Genomic DNA, 17,694 nt, shown 5'->3' on the forward strand with positions numbered 1-17,694 from the left:
GGTTTCGAGCGTCATGGAGCGAGATTAACCGACTGTGGGAGCCGCTTAAGCGGCGATGGGGGCTCGCGGCGAGCCTGCCCGCCGCCGCGGGATCGCCGCTGAAGCGGCTCCCACAACGACGCGACCCTCCCACCTTCGGGTCTCAGATCTCGCGATTGCCCACGATCACCACGTCGGCCGGGCGCTTCGCGAACAGGCCCACGGCGACCACGCCGACGATCTGGTTGAGGTCGGCTTCGAGTTCGACGGGGTTGGCGATGCGCCAGCCGTGCACGTCGAGGATCCAGTTGCCGTTGTCGGTGACCACGCCATCGCGCCACACCGGCTGGCCGCCGCGGGCCACGATTTCGCGGGCCACGTGGCTGCGCGCCATCGGGATCACTTCGATCGGCAGGGGGAACTTGCCCAGCACGTCGACCTGCTTGCTCGCGTCGATGATGCACACGAAGAGATCGGACGCGGCGGCCACGATCTTTTCGCGGGTGAGCGCGGCTCCGCCGCCCTTGATAAGGCGTTTCTGCGGATCGCATTCATCCGCGCCGTCGACGTAGAGGTCGAGACGGCCGGCGGCGTTGAGGTCGATCACGTCGATGCCGAGCTTGCGCAGGCGCTGGCTGGAGGCCTCGGAGCTGGAGACGGCCGCCTTGATGCGGTCGCGGTACTGCGCCAGTTCGTCGATGAAGAAGTTCACCGTGGAGCCGGTGCCCACGCCCAGGATGCCGCCCTTGAAGGTGCCGTTGCCCACGTAACGGAACGCGGCGGTTTCGGCGGCGAGGCGCTTCTCGTTGTCCTGGCTCATGATTTTTCCAGCTTCAGGATGAAATCCCAGTCGCTTTTCGCCACCGGCATGACGGAAAGGCGATTGCCCTTGCGCACCAGCGGCATGTCGGCGAGTTCGTCGATGCCCTTCAGCTCCTCGAGCGAGATGGTGCGTGCCAGCTTGCGCTCGAACTTCACGTCGACGAGCACCCAGCGCGGTTGCTCGCGGGTGCTCTTCTCGTCGTAATACTTGGATTTCGGATTGAACTGGCTTTCGTCCGGATATGCGGGTGACGCCACGGTGGCGATGCCCACGATGCCGGGTACTTCGGTGTTCGAGTGGTAGAAGAAGATCTTGTCGCCGACCTTCATGCCGTCGCGCATGAAGTTGCGCGCCTGGTAGTTGCGTACGCCGTCCCAGGCTTCGACGCCTTTACGCTTCAGGTCGTCGATGGAAAAGGTGTCCGGCTCGGACTTCATGAGCCAGTACTTCATGCATCGCCGCCCGTGCAGTCGATGAGTTCCTTGTCGGTCGCCACGTAGTCGAGCGAGATGTCCCACTCGGCGGTTTCGATGGCGTCGAGTTCCTGGAAGTCGTAGGCCACGCCGACCAGCAGCGGCTTGGCCGGCCGCTTCTGTCCGCGCAGGAATTCGAAGCTGCGGTCGTAATAACCGCCGCCGAAGCCGAGGCGGTTGCCGCGGCGATCGAAGCCGAGCAGCGGTACCAGCACCAGGTCGAGTTCGCTCGCCTCGACGATGCGCTGCGCGGCCTTCGGCTCCGGAATGCCCATTTCGTTGGTTTCGACGTCTTCGCCGGTGGTCCACGGCGCGAAGGTAAGGCGGCGCTTGCCGCCCGACTTCGTGACGACGGGGAGATAGAAGGTTTGTCCCCGCTCGGCCATCGGCGCGATGGCCATGTTGAGCGGCAACTCGCCACCGGTGGCCCAGTAGCCGGCCACGTGCGTATCGGTGAGGAATTCCGGCAATTGTTCCAGCGACTGGCGCAACCCCTGGGCTGCCGCGACTCGCTCGGCTGGCTTCAGCTGGCGGCGGCGCTGCACGAGGTCGGCTCGCAGTTCACGTCTCTCGGGAAGCTTTGACATGGGTCGTTCAACTGAACGGCACAGGCAAGGTTGCCGTCGAGCCGCCGTATCCGGTGCCGCGGATACGACGCTGACCGGCCCCCTGGGGGCCGGTCGGCTGTAAAGGAGAGGCGTTCTCCGCGATGCCGCTGCGCACCAAACGACCTTGATCCAAAGGATCAGGTGGGAGGGCTACGCAACTTCGAGGCTTTCCGTACGAGGCGGACATGCACAACAGTCGCGAAAAGCCGACCCGGGGTCGTATGTAGGAACAAGGCAAATGTAAAGTGCGCTGGCGAACACCGCAGGGAACGCCCGGGGCTATTTTACCGACGCGTCGAGCAGACCATCAAGCTTTCTGCGCAGGGCGGCCAGACCGTCGGTCAGCACCTGTTCCTGGGAGTCGTGCTCCTTTCGCAGCGTGAGCAGCTCGTGAGCGATGCTGACGGCCGCCAGGACGGCGATCCGGTCGAAACCCGGCGCTTTCGCGTTGGACTTCAATTCGCGCATCTTGCCGTCGAGGAACTGGGCGGCGGCGATCAGGCCGGGGCGCTCCTCGGGGGCGCACGCGATGTGAAACTCGCGATCGAGCAGGCGCAGGGATACCGGTTCACTGGCGATTGCATTCATGTGACGGCTCAGCCCGTGTTCTCGAGCGCCTTCAGGCGCTGGATCATCGCTTCCACACGGCTGCGCGCCTGTTCGTTGCGTGCCATGAGTCCCGCGCGTTCGTTCGCCAGCTGTTCCTGGCTGTGCCGCAGACTGCGGTTTTCCTCGGAAAGGCGGCGAACGGTGTCGACGAGCCGGTCGAGCGTGGCGCTCAAGGCTTCCAGTTCGGTCTTGAAGGCATCCGGGTTCGTCATGCGCGGACTATAACAGGAGGTCCGGCCTTGTCGGCAGCCCGTCCGTCGCGTCCTCTGCATTAGACTTCGCTTCCACGCCCGAAGGAGCCCCCGCCATGCCGGCCAACGAGACCGTCGACCCCGAAGACATCGCCGAACTCATCGCGCGCTGCAAGCTCGCCACCTCGGTCAGCGAATTCCATGGCTCGCTGGTGGGCTACCTCAGTGCGGGCGGGCACTTCCCGTCCGGCTCCCTGCTCGAGGCCCTCCAGCTCGAACCGGATCCCGCGCCCACCGCCGACGAGAAGACTATGCTGATCAGGCTGCGCCACCAGACCGAAGCCTGGCTCGCCGACACCGACCTCACCTTCGGACCGTGGCTGCCGGAGGAAGACGCACCGCTGGCAGAGCGGGCGGAAGGCCTGACCGAGTGGACCCGTGGATTCCTCGGCGGCTTCGGGCTCGGCGGCACGGCCGAGACGGCGAAGGCATTGAGCGAGGACGCCCGCGAAGTGCTGCGCGACATGGCGACCATCGCCGCCAGCGAATTCGAACTCGACGAAGACGTGGAGGGCGACGAGGAGTCGCTTACCGAAATCGAGGAATTCGTTCGCGTAGGCGCGCTGCTGCTGCACGCGGAAGCCGGCGCCCGGAACCACCCGCCGAGCGACACGCTGCATTGATCCCCGCGACCGAGTACGCCCGGCGGCGCCGGGAGCTGATGCGCATGGCCGGCGAAGACGCGGTGCTGATCCTCGCCGCTGCGCCGGAGCGCATGCGCAATGCGGATGCTCCCTGGCCGTACCGGCAGGACTCCGATTTCCATTACCTCACCGGCTTCGATGAGCCGGACGCCGTATTGGCGCTCCTTCCGGGGCGCGCCCATGGGGAAAGCGTGCTGTTCTGCCGCGAGCGCGACGCCGACCGCGAGCGCTGGGACGGCGAGCGGATGGGCACCGACCGGGCAGCGCGCGAACTGCGCCTCGACGACGCGTTCCCCATCGACGACATCGACGACATCCTCCCCGGCATGATCGAAGGCCGCGCGCGGGTGTACTGCCATTTCGGCCAGGAACCCGATTTCGACGCCCGCCTGCTCGCCTGGATGCGCCGCCTGCGTACCGCCCGCGGCGGTGGCGTGGTGCCGAAGGACCTCGTGGCCCTGGGCCACCTGCTGCACGACCTGCGCCTGTTCAAGTCCCGCGACGAACTGGCACTGATGCGCCGATCCGCCGAAGTGGCCGGCGCGGCGCATCTCGCCGCCATGGCCATAGCCCGGCCTGGCGTGGCGGAATACGAAGTGGAAGGTGAAATCCTGCGCAGCATTCGCGGGCAGGGTGCCGTGCCGGCCTTTCCGCCCACCGTGGCCGGGGGAAGCAATGCCTGCATCATGCATTACCAGGCGAACCGGGCAACCTTGAAGGACGGCGACCTGCTGCTGGTCGACGCCGGTGCGGAGGTCGACTGCTACGCCTCGGACATCACCCGCACGTTTCCGGTGGGCGGCCGGTTCACGCAGGCGCAGCGGGCGCTCTACGACATCGTGCACGAGGCCCAACTCGCGGCCATCGACGCGGTGCGTCCGGGCCGGTCCTTCGGCGACGCCCACGATGCCGCGGTACGCATCATCGCCGAGGGACTCTGCGCCGTCGGGATCCTGCGCGGTGGCGCCGACAGGGTCATTGCGGAGGGAAGCTACAAGGCCTACTTCCCAAGCAAGACCGGACACTGGCTGGGCCTCGATGTGCACGACGTGGGCGACTACCGCATCGACGGCGAACCTCGCGTGCTCGAGGAAGGCATGGTCGTGACGGTGGAACCGGGCATCTACGTGCCGCCGGGCGACAAGCGCGTGGACGAACGCTGGCGTGGCATCGGCATCCGCATCGAGGACGACGTGGCGGTGACGAAGGGCGCCCCGGAGGTCATGACGGCGATGGTGCCCAAGGCTCCGGAAGCGCTCGAGCGGTAGGAGCGCGCTGTGGGAGCCGCTTCAGCGGCGATGGGTGCTCGCGGGAGGTCGGCCCGCTGCCGCGGGTCGCCGGCATAGCCGGCTCCCACAGTGCGCTCCTGTTTCGGGTTACAGCAACGCGAAGGCGTCCCGCGTCAGGTTCTCCGGTTCGCCCGCGGTGCAGACCACGTCGTCTTCGATGCGGATGCCGCCGTACTTGCGGAACGCATCGACCTTCGTCCAGTCGATGTCGCCGGAGAACGGCTTGTTCTTCAGCTCGGCCAGCAGCATGTCGATGAAGTAGATGCCCGGCTCGATGGTCACCACCATGCCCGGCTCGAGCTGGCGCGTCAGGCGCAGGTACGGATGCCCTTCGGGCTTGGCGATGGTGCCGCCCGTCTCGGACGCCTGGAAACCCGCCACGTCGTGCACCTGCAGGCCGATGCCGTGGCCCAGCCCGTGCGGAAAGAACGCCGACGACACGCCCGACTCAACGGCGCTCTCCGGGCTCATGCGGATGAAGCCATGGTCGCGCAGCACGCCTGCGAGCACGTGGTGGGCGTGCACGTGCAGGTCCGGGTAGCTCTGGCCCGCGCGCACCTTCGCGACGAAGGAACGTTCGGCGGCATCGACCGAGTCGATCAGCTCCTGGAATTCCGGGGCGTGGCTGCCGGCGTACGTGCGGGTGATGTCGCTGGCGTAACCCGATGCGCTGGCACCGGCGTCGATGAGGAAGGAACGGCCTTCCGCCGGAGCGCGGCGGTCGAAGTTCGTGTAGTGCAGCACGGCGCCATGTTCGTTGAGGCCGACGATGCTCGCATACGGCAACTCGGCGTCGATCTGGCCCACGGCGGTGAGGTAGGCGAGGTGGATGCCCAGTTCACTCTCGCCCTGGCGGAACGCGCGCTCCGCCGCGCGGTGTCCGCGCGTGCCGCGGCGGCTGGCCTCGCGCATCAGTTCCAGCTCGTACGGCGTCTTGTACGCGCGGTGGTAATGCAGGTGATCTACGACCGCAGGTGGATTGTTCGCGCAGACTTCCTGCAGGTCGCAGTACTGGTCGCCGATGATGGCGCAACGGGACAGGGCCGCCGGCAGTTCGGCGATCGCGTCGGCGGGCTTGCGCACCACGACGATGTCGAAGTGCTCCACCCAGTATCCCGACGGCGCTTCCGGCACCACGTGCCAGTAGTCGCGAGGCTGGAGGAACACGAGCTTCGGCTTCTCGCCGGGCGTGTAGACGAGCCAGCTTCCCGGAGTGTCGACGAGCGGCAGCCAGTGCTTGAAATGCGGATTCGCGATGAACGGATAGTCCTGGTCGTCCAGGAACTTCGTGATGGGACGGCCCGCCGGCACCACGAGGTGGTCCAAGCCGCCGCGGGCCAGCGCGGTGTCCGTGCGCTCGCGCAGCGTGGCGAGGTGCTGGGGGTAGAGCGCGGCCAGCGCGTCGTTCATGGGAATCTCCGGGGACGTGGGGCAAACCGCAATGGTGCGCCTACCTCGTGCCGTAGCCAAGTCCGGCATGCCGTGTGGGAGCCGCTTCAGCGGCGATGGTACCTGCCCGCTGCCGCGGGATCGCCGCTGAAGCGGCTCCCACAACGTCTACGCTTTCGCGAAAACCACCGTGTAATCGCATGCGATGTCGCCCAGGCGGTGGCGCAGCAGGGTGGCCGCGTATTCGTCGCCACCGAGCAGCCCCTTCAGGTGCGCGCCGTAAAGCGTGATGGCGAAATGCCCCACGGCAAAATCGTGCACCGGCGAACGCCATTGGTGCAGGGGCGTCCAGGTGGCGCAGCACGGGCAGGCCAGGTAGGCCGAATCGGGTGCGTCACACCAAAGCACGAGTGCTTCCTCGAGCGCCTCGCTACCTTCGTCGCCCAGCGAGAGGGCGGCCTGGCAGTCGGGGCAGCGGATGGTGAAGCCGCCGTCGTACCGGCAGAAAATACCGTTCTCCCTGCCACCGTCGACGAGGTGGGCACCACCGAGGCTGTCCTCGGACCAGCGATGACCGCTGGCGTGCAGGCCGATGGCGCGTATGCCCGTTTCCGCCACGAAGCGCTCGTCGAGTACCCGGAAACGTGCCTCCTCGTCCGCGCTGGGACGCGCGGCGATCGTGCCATCGCCCACCAGGTGGAGATACAGGTCGGTTGCAGCGGCCGCGGCGTCTTCGCGCTCGAGCTCGGTGTCGACGAGGATGGTGGTGGCGTCACTCATGACGAGGGATGGTGGGCTCCCGCCGGGTGCGTCGTAAAGCATGGTGTGGGGCTTCCGTTCAGTCCGCGGGTGGTCCGATCCACTCGTCGATGGCACGAACGTCGTCGTCGCTTGCAGCGACGATACGGTATCCGGACCAGAACTGGCCTGCGGATGCCGCCGGTTCGTGCCATTGCTCCTGGATGCCTATTTCGACCCGGTGCTCGCGATGCTGGGCGTCTGGCAGCATGAAGGCCACCTGGTGAACACCGCCGTGCCGCGGCGCGTGAGTGCCCAGCAGCAAAAGGCCGGTTGCCGAGAGGTTGCCGAGTTGCCCGAGCACCCGGTCGGTCATCACGTCGGTGACGGGCATCGGCGAGGTGGCGCGTTTGCGGGGCGCGCGCCGTTGTTCGAACTCGCGGCTCATGCATGCCCCGCCATGCGCTCGCGCGCATTCTCGCGGCGCAGGTTGCGTGCGACGGCGCGCCATGCGCGATCCACGATGGACATGCGCTGCTCCTTCCATTCGCGTGCCTCGCCGCTGGCGACGAGCCGGGCCAGACGGGTGAGGTCGATGTCTTCGCTGCGGCTGCCGCGCTGGTTCACGAACAGGCAGCGCCCGGTGCCGGGTGAGAACCAGGCCAGCTTGCGCAGGATCACGCCGCCGTCGGGCTGGACGAATTCGAACCAGGTGCCGAAGCGCAGGCTGCCGAACCCGTCGTAGATCGCGCGTGCCGCGGGATCGAGGGGCGTGGGCTGCACCGGTACGACGGTTTCGCCGTGAGCCGTACCTTCGCCGAGGCGTGGGCGCTGCTTCAGCCGCATGGCGACGTCGGTGGACGTGAGGCCTTCTTCCTTCTGTTCGCCGGGCGCTTCGAAGACGCCGGCGGCCACCTGCGCCGCCTCGGCGGCATGCATGCCCAGGTGCTCCAGGCCGCGCTCCACGTCCTGTCGCAGCTTCTGCGGATCGGCGATCGGGCGTCTGCCGAGCAGCTGATCGGTGACGCCGAGACAATAGAGGAAGGCTTCGCCGTTTTCGCCGCCGCGCAGGATATGCAGGGCGAGCACGTCCGCCCATGTGCGTTCGAGCAGGATGCGCAGTACGCCGCGCGGCGCGGTACCGCGCACCATGTGCTCGTTCATGATTTCGGTGGCGCGCTGGCGTGCGCGCTCGAGGCGATCGCGTCCTTCCATCGCCTCGATCTGCCGGCGCTCGGCCACGTGCGCCTTGCGCGAAAGCAGGGCAATCTGTTGTTCGATGTCCGCGCGCCATGTGGGGTCGATGACCTGCGCATGGCTGGCCTCGACAACGAGCCTTTCCAGGCGGTCCATCAAGGCCGCATCCGGCTCGCCCTCGGCCGGATCGAGCCAGTGCTGCGCCGCCTCGCCCACCGTGTCCAGGAGCTGGCGGGCAGGGTGCTCGGCCTGGTCGAAGAAGCCGCGGTCGTTCACCGCCGCCCTGAGCATCGGCCACTGCAGGCCTCCGAGCACGCCGCGGCCGGGACTCGTGGCGGCGATCTGCTGCGCCAGGCTCTGGAACAGCATCGCGGTGAGCTCGACCGTGTCGCCCTGTTCCAGCGTGAGTTCGGCCGGCGGCGAGCCGGCAGGGCGGCCGACGTTGAGCTGGTGGACGAGTTCGTCGCGCAGCGCTTGCGCACTGCGGATCTCGCGCTGCGCCGCGTCGGCCACGTCGCTGACATGGCCTTGCAGCGCCAGCAGGGCCGTCTGGAGTTCGTCGTCGGAGGCCAGGCGTCCCGGTGCGAAACCGGCGCCGCGGCCGGCTTCGACGCGGCTGGCCAGCAGCGAACGCAAGCCTTCCAGCACGCCGATGTGTCCTTCCGTCGTGGTCGCGGCCGGACCGGCCGCGGCTTCGCCGGCAGCGTCGGCTGCCCGCGCGCGCCGCTCGGCAGCGGGCGACGCGGCGATGCGCACGTTGGGGTACACGCGAAAGCCGGGCAGGATGCCACGCGTGCGGTAGTGCTCGTTCAGTGCGCCGTAGAAGGCGTCGCCATGACCCAGCACATGCGCGTCCACGGCATGGAACAGGAGCAGTCGGTGCGGGTTCGACAGGGGCATCGGCGCGACCGCGGCTTCGAGCGCGGCGGCCAGCGCACGGGGTCCCGCGGGCAGCGCCTCGCCTTCCAGCGGCGCGGTGCCTGCCAGCACCGCAAGGCGGAAGCCCAGTTCGAACAGGCTGCTGGCGCTGCGCGCTTCGCCGCGCGCGGCCATGCTCGCCAGCGCATCGGCTTGCTCCTGCTCTTCGGGGTCCACCAGGCTCAAGGTCAGGTGTTCCGTGCCCGCGCTTCCCGGCTTGCCCTCGGGCACATTGCCCAGGCGGCGGAAACGGTCGGACAGGTGCGCGGCGAAACGGTTGCGGAACGCGGGCCCTTCGCGCTCGACGATGAGGCGGCTCTCGAAGCATGCCTGCTGCTCGAGGTGGTTGCGGCTGGCTTCCGCCGCCGAAAACAGGCGGCGGTCGAAATCCCGCAACGCTTCGCGCAGCGGCATGTCCAGCCAGGTGAGGCACAGCGACAGGCCCTGCTGCGCTTCGCGTTGGGCACGCGGCGACAGGGCGACGGGATGCGGTCCCGTCCGGCCGTACGGCGGCTGCGTGCCTGCACTCATGCGATCAGGTCCTCCACGACCCTGCCATGCCAGTTTAGGTGGCCGTACGGCGGCCGCGCCAGCGTACAAACGGCTCGCTTACGGCTTAGGGCGATTGGAATAGGCAGGTGGATGGACGCGTCGTTTTGCCCGGTTCTCAGGCCATGAACGCTTCGATGACGTCGTTCAGGAAGCGCTGGCCGAGCGGTGTGGTCTTGAGCAGCGCGGGATCGTCCACCAGCCAGCCGCGGGCCACGCAAGTGGCGAGCGAGGACGCGATGGTCCCGTGCGGCAACCCGGTCCGCTCAGCGAAATCCGCCGCCGGCACGCCGTCGATAAGGCGCAGCGCGTTGAGCATGTATTCGAAGGGAAGGTCGTCGGGCGCCACGCGCGAGTCGCCGCCGATACGCGCGGCCTGGCCGGCGCTTGCGAGGTAGGCGGCCGGCAGCCGGGTCTTCCAGCGGCGGCGCACACCCTGCGCGTCGCTGACCTTGCCGTGGGCGCCCGCACCGATGCCGAGGTAGTCGCCGAAGCGCCAGTAGTTCAGGTTGTGCGCGCAGCGCCTGCCCGGACGTGCATAAGCGGACACTTCGTATTGCCCATAGCCCGCCTCCGCCAGCCGCGCCTCGCACGCTTCCTGGATCGCCCAGGCCGCGTCGTCGTCGGGCAGCGGGGGAGGATTCGCGGCGAACGCCGTGTTCGGTTCCAGGGTGAGCTGGTAGTGCGAGATGTGGGTGGGCGCGAGTGCGACGGCGCGCGCTACGTCGTCGAGCGCGCCGGCCAGGCTCTGTTCGGGCAGGGCGTACATCAGGTCGATGTTGATGTTGCCGATGCCGGCATCCTGCGCCTCGCGCACCGCGTTCGCGGCATCGTTCGAGGAATGGATGCGGCCCAAGCGGCGCAGCTTGTCGTCGTCGAAACTCTGCACGCCGAAGGAAATGCGATTGACGCCCGCGGCAAGGTAGCCGTCGAAACGGCCGTGCTCCACCGTGCCGGGGTTGGTTTCCAGCGTGATCTCGGCACCGGCCGCGAAAGGCAGGCGCCCGCGCGCGCCGTCGAGGAAGCGGCCCACGAGCTCGGGTGAGAACAGGCTCGGTGTGCCGCCGCCGAAGAAAACGGTTTCCACCGTTCGCCCATCCAGCGCCGCACCGAAATCGCGTAAGTCGGCGTCGAGGTCCGCGAGCAATGCGTCCACGTAGGCCGCATAGTCCGGCGTGCCGCGCAGCCCGTGCGAATTGAAATCGCAGTACGGGCATTTGCGCACACACCAGGGCATGTGCACATACAGCGACAGCGGCGGCGGAAGCAGACTCATGCGAGGTCCGGCAGGCGAGCCTTGAGCAGCGCCAGGGCCTGTCCGCGGTGGCTGAGGCGGTTCTTGAGGGCGGGATCGAGTTCCGCGGCCGACGCGTCGTACCCGTCGGGAAGGAACAGCGGGTCGTAGCCGAAGCCGCCCGTACCGCGCTCGGATTCGAGGATGCGGCCGTGCCAGCGCGCTTCCGCGATCAGCGGGGCGGGATCCTCGGCGTGTCGCAACAGCACCAGCACCGCGATGAAGTGTGCCGTGCGCCGCGCCATGGGGACGCCCTCGAGTTCGCACAGGAGCTTCGCCCTGTTCGCGGCGTTGTCGCCGTGCGTGCCCGCATAGCGCGCGGCATAGAGACCGGGCGCGCCGTTCAGCGCATCGACGCAGATGCCCGAGTCGTCGGCGAGCGCCGGCATGCCGGTGGCAAGCGAAGCGTGGCGCGCCTTGATGAGCGCGTTCTCGACGAAGGTGAGGCCGGTTTCTTCCGCGTCGTCGACGCCGAGACGGCTCTGCGCGACCAGTTCGAGGCCGCTGCCGCCGAGCAGCTGTTCGAGTTCGGCCAGCTTGCCGGCATTACCGGACGCAAGAACGATACGCATCGCTCAGAAACCCTCGGAAAATTCGGGTGCGTATTCGACGCGGCCGCGATAGCCGTCGAGCCCGCTCACCGTGAGCGGCAGCACCTGGAAGGCATTGCCGCCCTCGAACGCGTCGTGCAGCCCGTGCACCGAGGCCTTGCCGAAACCGAAGCCCGAGTAGTAGGCCGGCGAGCCCAGGACGAAGATTGCCCGCGCATCGTGCACGAAGCACGCACCGATGCCTTCCTCGATCAGGGCGCGGCCGAGGCCTTGTCGTTGGTGGTCCGGCAGCACGGCGACGGGAGCGAGCCCCAGCGCCTTGCCATCGTCGCCTTCTTCCACGGTGACCGGCGAGAACAGCACATGGCCCAGGACGGAGCCGTCGTCGTCCACGGCCACCAGGGAAATGACGTCGCGGCCTGCCTCGACGAGGCGCTTCACGAGGTTGGCTTCGCCGTCGCGACCGAACGCCGCGCGATGGACGGCCACGATGCCGTCGAGATCGGCGGGCGTCGCGGCGCGGATGTCGCTCATGCGGCGATCTCCAGGGCGGCGCGCTGCGCCGCGACCAGTTCCGCGATGCCCTTGCCGGCGAGATCGAGCAGCGCGTCCATTTCGTCGCGGCGGAAGGCATGGCCTTCGGCGGTGCCTTGTACTTCGATGAAGCCGCCGCCGTCGTTCATCACCACGTTCATGTCGGTGTCGCAATTCGAGTCCTCGGCATAGTCGAGGTCGAGCACCGGAACGCCGCGGTAGATGCCCACCGACACCGCCGCGATGGCGCCGAGGATGGGATTGCGCTTGATGGCGTTGCGCTTCGTGAGCGTGTCCACCGCGTCCACCAGCGCGACATACGCGCCGGTGATGGCGGCCGTGCGGGTGCCGCCGTCGGCCTGGATCACGTCACAGTCCAGTGTGATGACGCGCTCGCCGAGCGCGGCGCGGTCGACGCAGGCGCGCAGCGATCGCCCGATGAGGCGCTGGATTTCCATCGTGCGGCCGCCCTGGCCGCCGCGGGCGGCCTCGCGCTGCGTGCGATCGGTGGTGGCGCGGGGCAGCATGCCGTACTCGGCGGTGACCCAGCCTTCGCCCTTGCCGCGGAGCCACGGTGGCACGCGTTCCTCGACGGATGCGGTGCACAGCACCTTCGTATCGCCGAAGGAAACCAGCACGGAGCCTTCCGCGTGGCGGGTGTAGTGACGTTCGATGCTGACGGCGCGCAACTGGTCTGCGGCGCGCCCGCTAGGACGGGTGGGGGTCATGTAGGGCCTGATTTGGGCACGGACGGTGGGTCAGTTTACCATTGCCCCTCCTTTCCCGACGCGCATGCCGCGAGGCAACCGATGATCCGCAGCATGACCGCCTATGCCTCCGCCGAGCACGCCGGCCCCTCTGGCACGCTCACCTGCGAGCTGCGCACCGTCAATCACCGCTACCTCGAGATCAGCCCGCGCCTGCCCGACGAGATGCGCGGCTTCGAGAGCGCCCTGCGCGAGCGCATCGCCACGCGCTTGTCACGCGGCAAGGTGGACGTCACGGTCCGCCTGCGCGCCGAACCCGGTTCCGGCGAGGGCTTGCGTATCAACGGTGCCGTGCTGTCCCGCCTGTCCGAACTCGCCCTGGACCTGGAACAGCGCTTCCCGCGCATGCAGGTGCAATTCACGGAGCTGCTCCGTTTCCCAGGCGTGCTCCAGCAGCCCGAGGCGGATGCCGACGCAATGCAGTCGGCGCTGCTCGGCGTGCTCGACCAGGCCCTGGCCGCGCTCGGCGACACGCGGGCGCGCGAGGGCGGCAAGCTCGGCGAGATGCTGCTCGAACGCCTGGATGCCGTCGAGAAGATCGTCGCCGACGTGCGCGGCTGGCTTCCGGAGATTCGCGCGGCGCTGCGCGCGCGCCTCGAATCGCGTCTAGCCGATATCCGTCAGCCGGCCGATCCGGGCCGTCTCGAACAGGAACTGGTGCTGCAGATCACGCGCATGGACGTGGACGAGGAACTCGACCGCCTCGCCACCCACATCGGCGAAGCACGCCGTGTCCTGGCCCTGAAGGAGCCGGTTGGCCGCCGCCTCGACTTCCTCATGCAGGAATTCAACCGCGAAGCCAACACGCTGGGCTCGAAGTCCGTCGATTCGCGCACGACCAACGCGGCCGTGGAATTGAAGGTGCTGATCGAGCAGATGCGCGAGCAGGTGCAGAACATCGAATAGGATCCATGGCGATCCAACGTTCTACAAATTTCCGAAAAGATCTTTACGGGGCCACGGACCTATCCCATGCGATTGCCTGCATTCCTTTCACCCATTGCTTTGCTGCTCGCGCCGGCGGCGTTCGCCACGACACCAGACTATTCGGTGGGGGCCCAGTACGACACGACGCATGTGTACGTCGCTCCGGCCGATGTCGATGCGTTTGTAAACAGTTTCACCACCACCTTTGGTGGACGGTCAACGAAGCAGGTGCTGGTGACGGTTACCCCTGTGCCGTCGAGCACGTCGTCTCAGCTGGTCCAGACCCCTGTCGGCACGATCTCAGTGTTTGGCTTTCGCACGCCCATCCCGTACCCCTTCGGGCTGGAGCGCACCGGATACTTGGTGAGTGACCTCGACCAGGCAGTTAAAGCGGCCAACGCCGCCGGCGCAGCCACGCTGGTTGCCCCGTTTGACGACCCGATTGGCCGTGACGCGGTGGTGGCCTGGCCAGGTGGCGTGAACATGCAGCTGTATTGGCATACCAAGAAACCAAGCTATGCAGCCTTCGAGCACGTGCCCGAAAACCGCATTTACCTTCCGGCGGAGTCGGCCGACGCATTTGTGAAAGCGTTTGTAACATTCGCGCACGGTAAGGTCGTCTCCGACGATCGCAATGCGCCAGCGACCGATGTGGGCCGCAAGGATGGCACCTACCGCCGTATCCGCATCGAGTCGGGCTACGGCAAGGCGACAGTGATTGTGACGAACGGCCAACTCGCTTGGCCCTACGGCATCGAACTGACCGGCTATGAGGTAACGGACTTGGACGGAACGCTCGGTCGTGCGCGTGACAGCGGTGCCAAAGTCGTCGTCGCCGCCCATGCAGAGGGTGATCGCCGAGCAGCAATGGTGGAGTTTCCCGGCGGATACGTCGCGGAAATCCATAGCCTGAACCACTGAAACGCCTCCACGGCCCGCTTACCAGGAATCGTCGTCGCCGGATCCGCTGTCGTCCCACGAGTTATCGTCGTTGCCCATGTCGATCGGGTCGTCGCGCAGGTCGTCATAGGCCTGTGCGGAGGGATCGCGTTCGTCATGGATGACGGTCCCCGCATTGTTGAATCCTTCGTCACCGCGGTGGCCACGCAACGCTTCGTCGAGCAGCATGCCCGCCGCCACGCCACCGAGGCCCGCCGCCACGGCCGTGCCGACGCCCGAATGGGGTTGCGGCGGCGCGCCGTAAGGGGATCCACCGGGATAGGCGCTATACGGGGGCACACCTTCCGGAGGCGGCGCGGGAGGATAGGCGACCGGCGGGACGTCGGCCCGCCGACGGCGCATCCATAGGAACACGAGCAGCGCGATACCCGCTCCGATGGCGAGCAGGTTCAGCATGTGCGACGAGCCCGTGTCCCGCCGGCCGGGTGCCGGACCGGCGTCGTCCAAGCGAGCCACAGTCTTGCGGGAGCCGCCGGCGGGGGCCAGCGCGCTATCCAGTTTTCGCTGGAACGCCTGGAACTTCGCGGGATCCGTAAAGTGCGTTCCCGGATCGAGCGTCGCCGCCTTCGACGCCTCGGCCTTCGCTTCGCCGATGTTGCCCTCGTGCGCCAGAACCTCGGCCAGCACGTAGTGGGCTTTCGCACTCTGCGGGTGCTCGGTAACGGCTTCGCGCAGCATCGTCTCCGCGCCGGAGTAGTCGCCGCGGGCGATGAGGGCCTGCACGTCCTTGGGAGAGTCCGCCGCGTGGGCCGACGGGGCGAGCAAGAGCAGCGCAAGAAGGAGGCTTCGCTTTGGCATCATGTTCCTCCGCATCGGGAATGGTCGCTGCGGCCAGCCTACCCTCCGGCGATTTTCGGCAAGCTTTCTTCGTAGCGAACACGCTGGGCGCGCGTATAGTCAATGCGGCTGCGACCAGGCTAAAAGTCCATCCGCAGCGACAGCGTCGCACTGGCCGGCGTGCCGAAGTACGTGTTGTCGTACTGGTCGAGCACGTAGTACTTCCGGTCCAGCAGGTTGGCGGCATTGAGCTGCACTGTGGCATGCGGCGAGATCGCGTACTTCGCCATCAGCGCCACCAGCGGCACGCTCGCTTGACGCAGCACCACATTGCCCGAGGGGGCCCCGACTGCCGTATGGCTTGCCGACTGCCAGTCGAGGCCCGCGCCGAGGGTCAGGCCGTCGATCCATTGCCGCGGCGTCCATGTGGCGAACGTGCGGACCAGTGTGCCGGGGATGAACGTGCGGACATTGGCACCGGTCGCGTCGTGCATCAGCGTGCGCGAAAGCCCGAGCGATACTTGCCAGTCCTCGCCGATGCGTCCGGCGACTTCCGCTTCGAAGCCGCGCGAAACCGTGCCTTCCAGCGCCCGCGACACCTGCGAGCCATCCGGCAGCATGACCGCCTCGCCCGTCTCGGGATCGAAGACCGGTGCCGCCACGTTGTCTTGCAAGGTCCTGAAGAACGTCAGCGACGTCGTGAGCCGCCCGTCGAAGTGTTCGCCCTTCAGCCCCACCTCCACGCTGCGGCCCTCGATCGGGTCGAGGTAATGGCCGCTCGCATCGCGCGCATTCTGTGGCTTGAAAATTCCGGTATAGCTGGCGAAGGCCGAATACGCTGTACTGAAGTCGTAAACCAGCCCCGCGTAAGGGATCGTCTTGCTGAAGTCGTAGCGGGAATCGTTGGGTGTGTCGTAGACGTAGAAGGAATCGACCTTCCATGACGCACGGCGCGCGCCGGTGATGAGTGTGAGGGGTTCGGCGAGCGACCACCGCGCCGCGGCATACATGCCGTTCTGGGTGGTGTCGATATCACTCAGTGGCGTGCCTTTCGTGGGAAAGGCTGGCCGGGGGTAGGAGCCATCCCAAGCGAAGAAGTTGCCGGGGTCGGGCAGCGGGTCCGTGGCGTTGAACTCACTGCCGGTATTCGACGTGCGCGAGCCACCGTAACCCACGACCAGTTCATGCGTACGGCCGAACGCGTCGAAAGGACCGCTGGCATAGACATCGACGGCCCGGTCGATGATCTCGCCGCGACTCTTGTACGCCGATGGCTGCAACCCTTCCCCGGTGGCCGGATTCGGGAAGCCATAGACGTAGAACAGTTGGGCGTCCTCGCGATAGCGGCGCACGTTGGCGCTGGCCCGGATACTCCAGTCGTTGGCGAAGTTGTGCCGGAATTCGCCGAAAAGCGTGTCCGTACGCCGTGTCCAATGACTCCAGTCCGTGGCCGTGGTGGTCGAGCGCGGCCAGCGGGCCTTGCTCCCGTCGGACAGGAAAAGGGGAAAGGATCCCCAGGTATTCCCGCGTGGGCGATTGTCCTGGTGATCGAAGCCGAGCGAGACACGCGTGGCAGGAGAGATGTCCCAGTCGACGATGCCGTAAAGCACAGCGGTCTTCTTGTGGTAAAGCGCCTGGTAGGACTCCTGGTCCTCATACACCGCGACGCCGCGTGCTCGCACGGTGCCGGTGGCATTCAACGGAACGCTGCCGTCCAACTGTATCCGGCCGTCGTTCCACGAGCCCGCGCTCAGGTCGATCGACATCGTCGGCGTCGTGGACACGGCGTGCTTGCGCACCAGGTTGATGGACGCACCTGGACTGCCGGCGCCGGTCATCAGGCCTGTGGCACCGCGGACGACCTCGATCCGGTCGTACAGGGATGTATCCAGGGTTTCGTCGATCGATCCCGTATTGAAGTTCGAGATGGCGGGGACGCCGTCGTACATCAACGTGTCGATCAGGAAGCCCCGCGAATAAAACAGCACGCGTTCGGTGTCGTAGGCGTTCGAATAAACGCCTGCCGTGTTGTCCAGCACGTCGCGCAGCGATGTCAGGTTCTGGTCGTCCAGCCGCTCGCGTGTGACCACGGTGACCGACTGTGGCGTCTGCCGCAGCGACAGATCGAGCTTGGTGGCCGCGGCGCTGTCGCGTGCGGTGTATGCCGCGGGGTCGAAGCCGGTGACCTGCACGGCGCTGAGGTCCACCGGCTTTCGTTCCTTCGAAGACATCTGGTCCTCGTTGGAGGCGGCAAAGGCGGGCGAGACGGCCAGGAGGGAGACGAGGATCGCCGACGATGCGGCGCGCTCCAGCGGGCCGCCCCGGCGGACGGGAAGGATCGAGTACAGTGCCATGACGGCCCCTAAATGAGAATCATTATCAATATAAACGGGGCCGGCGGGTGCTGTCCACGGGTG

The 17,694-nt window shown here is 67.2% G+C and carries 19 protein-coding genes and 1 other RNA gene; 4 read left to right on the forward strand and 16 right to left on the reverse strand.

From position 1 onward, the window contains the following. Positions 1 to 142: 142 nt before the first annotated feature. The 6 genes from rpiA to ACPYOD_RS13725 form a co-directional block, all read right to left on the reverse strand. Positions 143 to 799, reverse strand: a complete 657-nt coding sequence (gene rpiA, locus ACPYOD_RS13700) for a ribose-5-phosphate isomerase RpiA (RefSeq protein ID WP_481302285.1) — start codon at positions 797 to 799, stop codon at positions 143 to 145. Continuing rightward, positions 796 to 1,254 carry an EVE domain-containing protein gene (locus ACPYOD_RS13705; protein ID WP_481302286.1) on the reverse strand — a complete coding sequence of 153 codons (459 nt, stop codon included), beginning with the start codon at positions 1,252 to 1,254 and terminating at the stop codon, positions 796 to 798. The genes rpiA and ACPYOD_RS13705 overlap by 4 nt, the downstream gene beginning before the upstream one ends. Further along, the gene (locus tag ACPYOD_RS13710; RefSeq protein ID WP_481302287.1) at positions 1,251 to 1,862 is read right to left on the reverse strand and encodes a 5-formyltetrahydrofolate cyclo-ligase; all 612 of its coding nucleotides are present in this window, start codon (positions 1,860 to 1,862) and stop codon (positions 1,251 to 1,253) included. Before ACPYOD_RS13710 ends, ACPYOD_RS13705 begins: the two co-directional genes overlap by 4 nt. A gap of 110 nt (positions 1,863 to 1,972) precedes the next feature. Beyond that, positions 1,973 to 2,155: non-coding RNA, 6S RNA (ssrS, locus tag ACPYOD_RS13715), on the reverse strand. Positions 2,156 to 2,162: 7 nt separating this feature from the next. Continuing rightward, positions 2,163 to 2,471 carry a cell division protein ZapA gene (locus tag ACPYOD_RS13720; RefSeq protein ID WP_481302288.1) on the reverse strand — a complete coding sequence of 103 codons (309 nt, stop codon included), beginning with the start codon at positions 2,469 to 2,471 and terminating at the stop codon, positions 2,163 to 2,165. A gap of 8 nt (positions 2,472 to 2,479) precedes the next feature. Further along, positions 2,480 to 2,704 carry a TIGR02449 family protein gene (locus tag ACPYOD_RS13725; RefSeq protein ID WP_166701332.1) on the reverse strand — a complete coding sequence of 75 codons (225 nt, stop codon included), beginning with the start codon at positions 2,702 to 2,704 and terminating at the stop codon, positions 2,480 to 2,482. 95 nt (positions 2,705 to 2,799) lie between these two features. Here ACPYOD_RS13725 and ACPYOD_RS13730 point away from each other — a divergent pair, with 95 nt between their 5' ends. Next, positions 2,800 to 3,366: a UPF0149 family protein gene (locus tag ACPYOD_RS13730; protein ID WP_481302289.1), complete on the forward strand. Its 567-nt coding sequence runs from the start codon at positions 2,800 to 2,802 to the stop codon at positions 3,364 to 3,366. Beyond that, positions 3,363 to 4,655 (forward strand): aminopeptidase P N-terminal domain-containing protein, encoded by a 1,293-nt coding sequence (locus ACPYOD_RS13735; protein WP_481302290.1) that lies wholly within the window; start codon positions 3,363 to 3,365, stop codon positions 4,653 to 4,655. The genes ACPYOD_RS13730 and ACPYOD_RS13735 overlap by 4 nt, the downstream gene beginning before the upstream one ends. 108 nt (positions 4,656 to 4,763) lie before the next feature. Here the strand turns inward: ACPYOD_RS13735 and pepQ are convergent, their stop codons facing one another. From pepQ to rph, 8 genes are all read right to left on the reverse strand, one after another. Then, complete coding sequence (pepQ, locus tag ACPYOD_RS13740) at positions 4,764 to 6,086, reverse strand: Xaa-Pro dipeptidase (protein ID WP_481302291.1); 1,323 nt, start codon at positions 6,084 to 6,086, stop codon at positions 4,764 to 4,766. A gap of 147 nt (positions 6,087 to 6,233) precedes the next feature. Continuing rightward, positions 6,234 to 6,845, reverse strand: a complete 612-nt coding sequence (locus tag ACPYOD_RS13745) for a hypothetical protein (RefSeq protein WP_481302292.1) — start codon at positions 6,843 to 6,845, stop codon at positions 6,234 to 6,236. A gap of 58 nt (positions 6,846 to 6,903) precedes the next feature. Further along, the gene (locus ACPYOD_RS13750) at positions 6,904 to 7,251 is read right to left on the reverse strand and encodes a PilZ domain-containing protein (RefSeq protein ID WP_481302293.1); all 348 of its coding nucleotides are present in this window, start codon (positions 7,249 to 7,251) and stop codon (positions 6,904 to 6,906) included. Further along, positions 7,248 to 9,449 (reverse strand): DUF1631 family protein, encoded by a 2,202-nt coding sequence (locus ACPYOD_RS13755; protein WP_481302294.1) that lies wholly within the window; start codon positions 9,447 to 9,449, stop codon positions 7,248 to 7,250. The genes ACPYOD_RS13750 and ACPYOD_RS13755 overlap by 4 nt, the downstream gene beginning before the upstream one ends. A 136-nt stretch (positions 9,450 to 9,585) precedes the next feature. Further along, on the reverse strand, positions 9,586 to 10,743 hold the full coding sequence (hemW, locus tag ACPYOD_RS13760) for a radical SAM family heme chaperone HemW (RefSeq protein WP_481302295.1): 1,158 nt from the start codon (positions 10,741 to 10,743) through the stop codon (positions 9,586 to 9,588). Beyond that, positions 10,740 to 11,333 (reverse strand): RdgB/HAM1 family non-canonical purine NTP pyrophosphatase, encoded by a 594-nt coding sequence (gene rdgB, locus ACPYOD_RS13765; RefSeq protein WP_481302296.1) that lies wholly within the window; start codon positions 11,331 to 11,333, stop codon positions 10,740 to 10,742. The genes hemW and rdgB overlap by 4 nt, the downstream gene beginning before the upstream one ends. Before the next feature lie 3 nt (positions 11,334 to 11,336). Continuing rightward, positions 11,337 to 11,846 (reverse strand): GNAT family N-acetyltransferase, encoded by a 510-nt coding sequence (locus ACPYOD_RS13770; protein WP_481302297.1) that lies wholly within the window; start codon positions 11,844 to 11,846, stop codon positions 11,337 to 11,339. Next, on the reverse strand, positions 11,843 to 12,574 hold the full coding sequence (gene rph, locus ACPYOD_RS13775; protein ID WP_481302298.1) for a ribonuclease PH: 732 nt from the start codon (positions 12,572 to 12,574) through the stop codon (positions 11,843 to 11,845). The genes ACPYOD_RS13770 and rph overlap by 4 nt, the downstream gene beginning before the upstream one ends. 81 nt (positions 12,575 to 12,655) lie before the next feature. Between rph and ACPYOD_RS13780 the strand changes: the two genes are divergently transcribed. Beyond that, a complete protein-coding gene (locus tag ACPYOD_RS13780; RefSeq protein ID WP_481302299.1) occupies positions 12,656 to 13,519 on the forward strand; it encodes a YicC/YloC family endoribonuclease in 864 nt (287 codons plus the stop codon). A gap of 66 nt (positions 13,520 to 13,585) precedes the next feature. Further along, positions 13,586 to 14,461, forward strand: a complete 876-nt coding sequence (locus ACPYOD_RS13785) for a glyoxalase (RefSeq protein ID WP_481302300.1) — start codon at positions 13,586 to 13,588, stop codon at positions 14,459 to 14,461. An 18-nt stretch (positions 14,462 to 14,479) separates the two neighbouring features. Here the strand turns inward: ACPYOD_RS13785 and ACPYOD_RS13790 are convergent, their stop codons facing one another. Next, entirely contained in the window at positions 14,480 to 15,301 is an 822-nt protein-coding gene (locus tag ACPYOD_RS13790) for a tetratricopeptide repeat protein (protein ID WP_481302301.1), read from the reverse strand. Between the two features lie 116 nt (positions 15,302 to 15,417). Further along, entirely contained in the window at positions 15,418 to 17,631 is a 2,214-nt protein-coding gene (locus ACPYOD_RS13795) for a TonB-dependent siderophore receptor (protein WP_481302302.1), read from the reverse strand. Between the last annotated feature and the right edge of the window lie 63 nt (positions 17,632 to 17,694).

The sequence above is a fragment of the Luteibacter sp. HAY1-4A genome, from assembly GCF_056755355.1.

What these genes read in the sequence shown, in the direction of transcription:
- rpiA (WP_481302285.1), bottom strand. Translation starts at nt 799, where the DNA reads ATGAGCCAGGACAACGAGAAGCGCCTCGCCGCCGAAACCGCCGCGTTC.
- ACPYOD_RS13705 (WP_481302286.1), bottom strand. Translation starts at nt 1,254, where the DNA reads ATGAAGTACTGGCTCATGAAGTCCGAGCCGGACACCTTTTCCATCGAC.
- ACPYOD_RS13710 (WP_481302287.1), bottom strand. Translation starts at nt 1,862, where the DNA reads ATGTCAAAGCTTCCCGAGAGACGTGAACTGCGAGCCGACCTCGTGCAG.
- ACPYOD_RS13720 (WP_481302288.1), bottom strand. Translation starts at nt 2,471, where the DNA reads ATGAATGCAATCGCCAGTGAACCGGTATCCCTGCGCCTGCTCGATCGC.
- ACPYOD_RS13725 (WP_166701332.1), bottom strand. Translation starts at nt 2,704, where the DNA reads ATGACGAACCCGGATGCCTTCAAGACCGAACTGGAAGCCTTGAGCGCC.
- ACPYOD_RS13730 (WP_481302289.1), top strand. Translation starts at nt 2,800, where the DNA reads ATGCCGGCCAACGAGACCGTCGACCCCGAAGACATCGCCGAACTCATC.
- pepQ (WP_481302291.1), bottom strand. Translation starts at nt 6,086, where the DNA reads ATGAACGACGCGCTGGCCGCGCTCTACCCCCAGCACCTCGCCACGCTG.
- ACPYOD_RS13745 (WP_481302292.1), bottom strand. Translation starts at nt 6,845, where the DNA reads ATGAGTGACGCCACCACCATCCTCGTCGACACCGAGCTCGAGCGCGAA.
- ACPYOD_RS13750 (WP_481302293.1), bottom strand. Translation starts at nt 7,251, where the DNA reads ATGAGCCGCGAGTTCGAACAACGGCGCGCGCCCCGCAAACGCGCCACC.
- ACPYOD_RS13755 (WP_481302294.1), bottom strand. Translation starts at nt 9,449, where the DNA reads ATGAGTGCAGGCACGCAGCCGCCGTACGGCCGGACGGGACCGCATCCC.
- hemW (WP_481302295.1), bottom strand. Translation starts at nt 10,743, where the DNA reads ATGAGTCTGCTTCCGCCGCCGCTGTCGCTGTATGTGCACATGCCCTGG.
- rdgB (WP_481302296.1), bottom strand. Translation starts at nt 11,333, where the DNA reads ATGCGTATCGTTCTTGCGTCCGGTAATGCCGGCAAGCTGGCCGAACTC.
- ACPYOD_RS13770 (WP_481302297.1), bottom strand. Translation starts at nt 11,846, where the DNA reads ATGAGCGACATCCGCGCCGCGACGCCCGCCGATCTCGACGGCATCGTG.
- rph (WP_481302298.1), bottom strand. Translation starts at nt 12,574, where the DNA reads ATGACCCCCACCCGTCCTAGCGGGCGCGCCGCAGACCAGTTGCGCGCC.
- ACPYOD_RS13780 (WP_481302299.1), top strand. Translation starts at nt 12,656, where the DNA reads ATGATCCGCAGCATGACCGCCTATGCCTCCGCCGAGCACGCCGGCCCC.
- ACPYOD_RS13785 (WP_481302300.1), top strand. Translation starts at nt 13,586, where the DNA reads ATGCGATTGCCTGCATTCCTTTCACCCATTGCTTTGCTGCTCGCGCCG.
- ACPYOD_RS13790 (WP_481302301.1), bottom strand. Translation starts at nt 15,301, where the DNA reads ATGATGCCAAAGCGAAGCCTCCTTCTTGCGCTGCTCTTGCTCGCCCCG.
- ACPYOD_RS13795 (WP_481302302.1), bottom strand. Translation starts at nt 17,631, where the DNA reads ATGGCACTGTACTCGATCCTTCCCGTCCGCCGGGGCGGCCCGCTGGAG.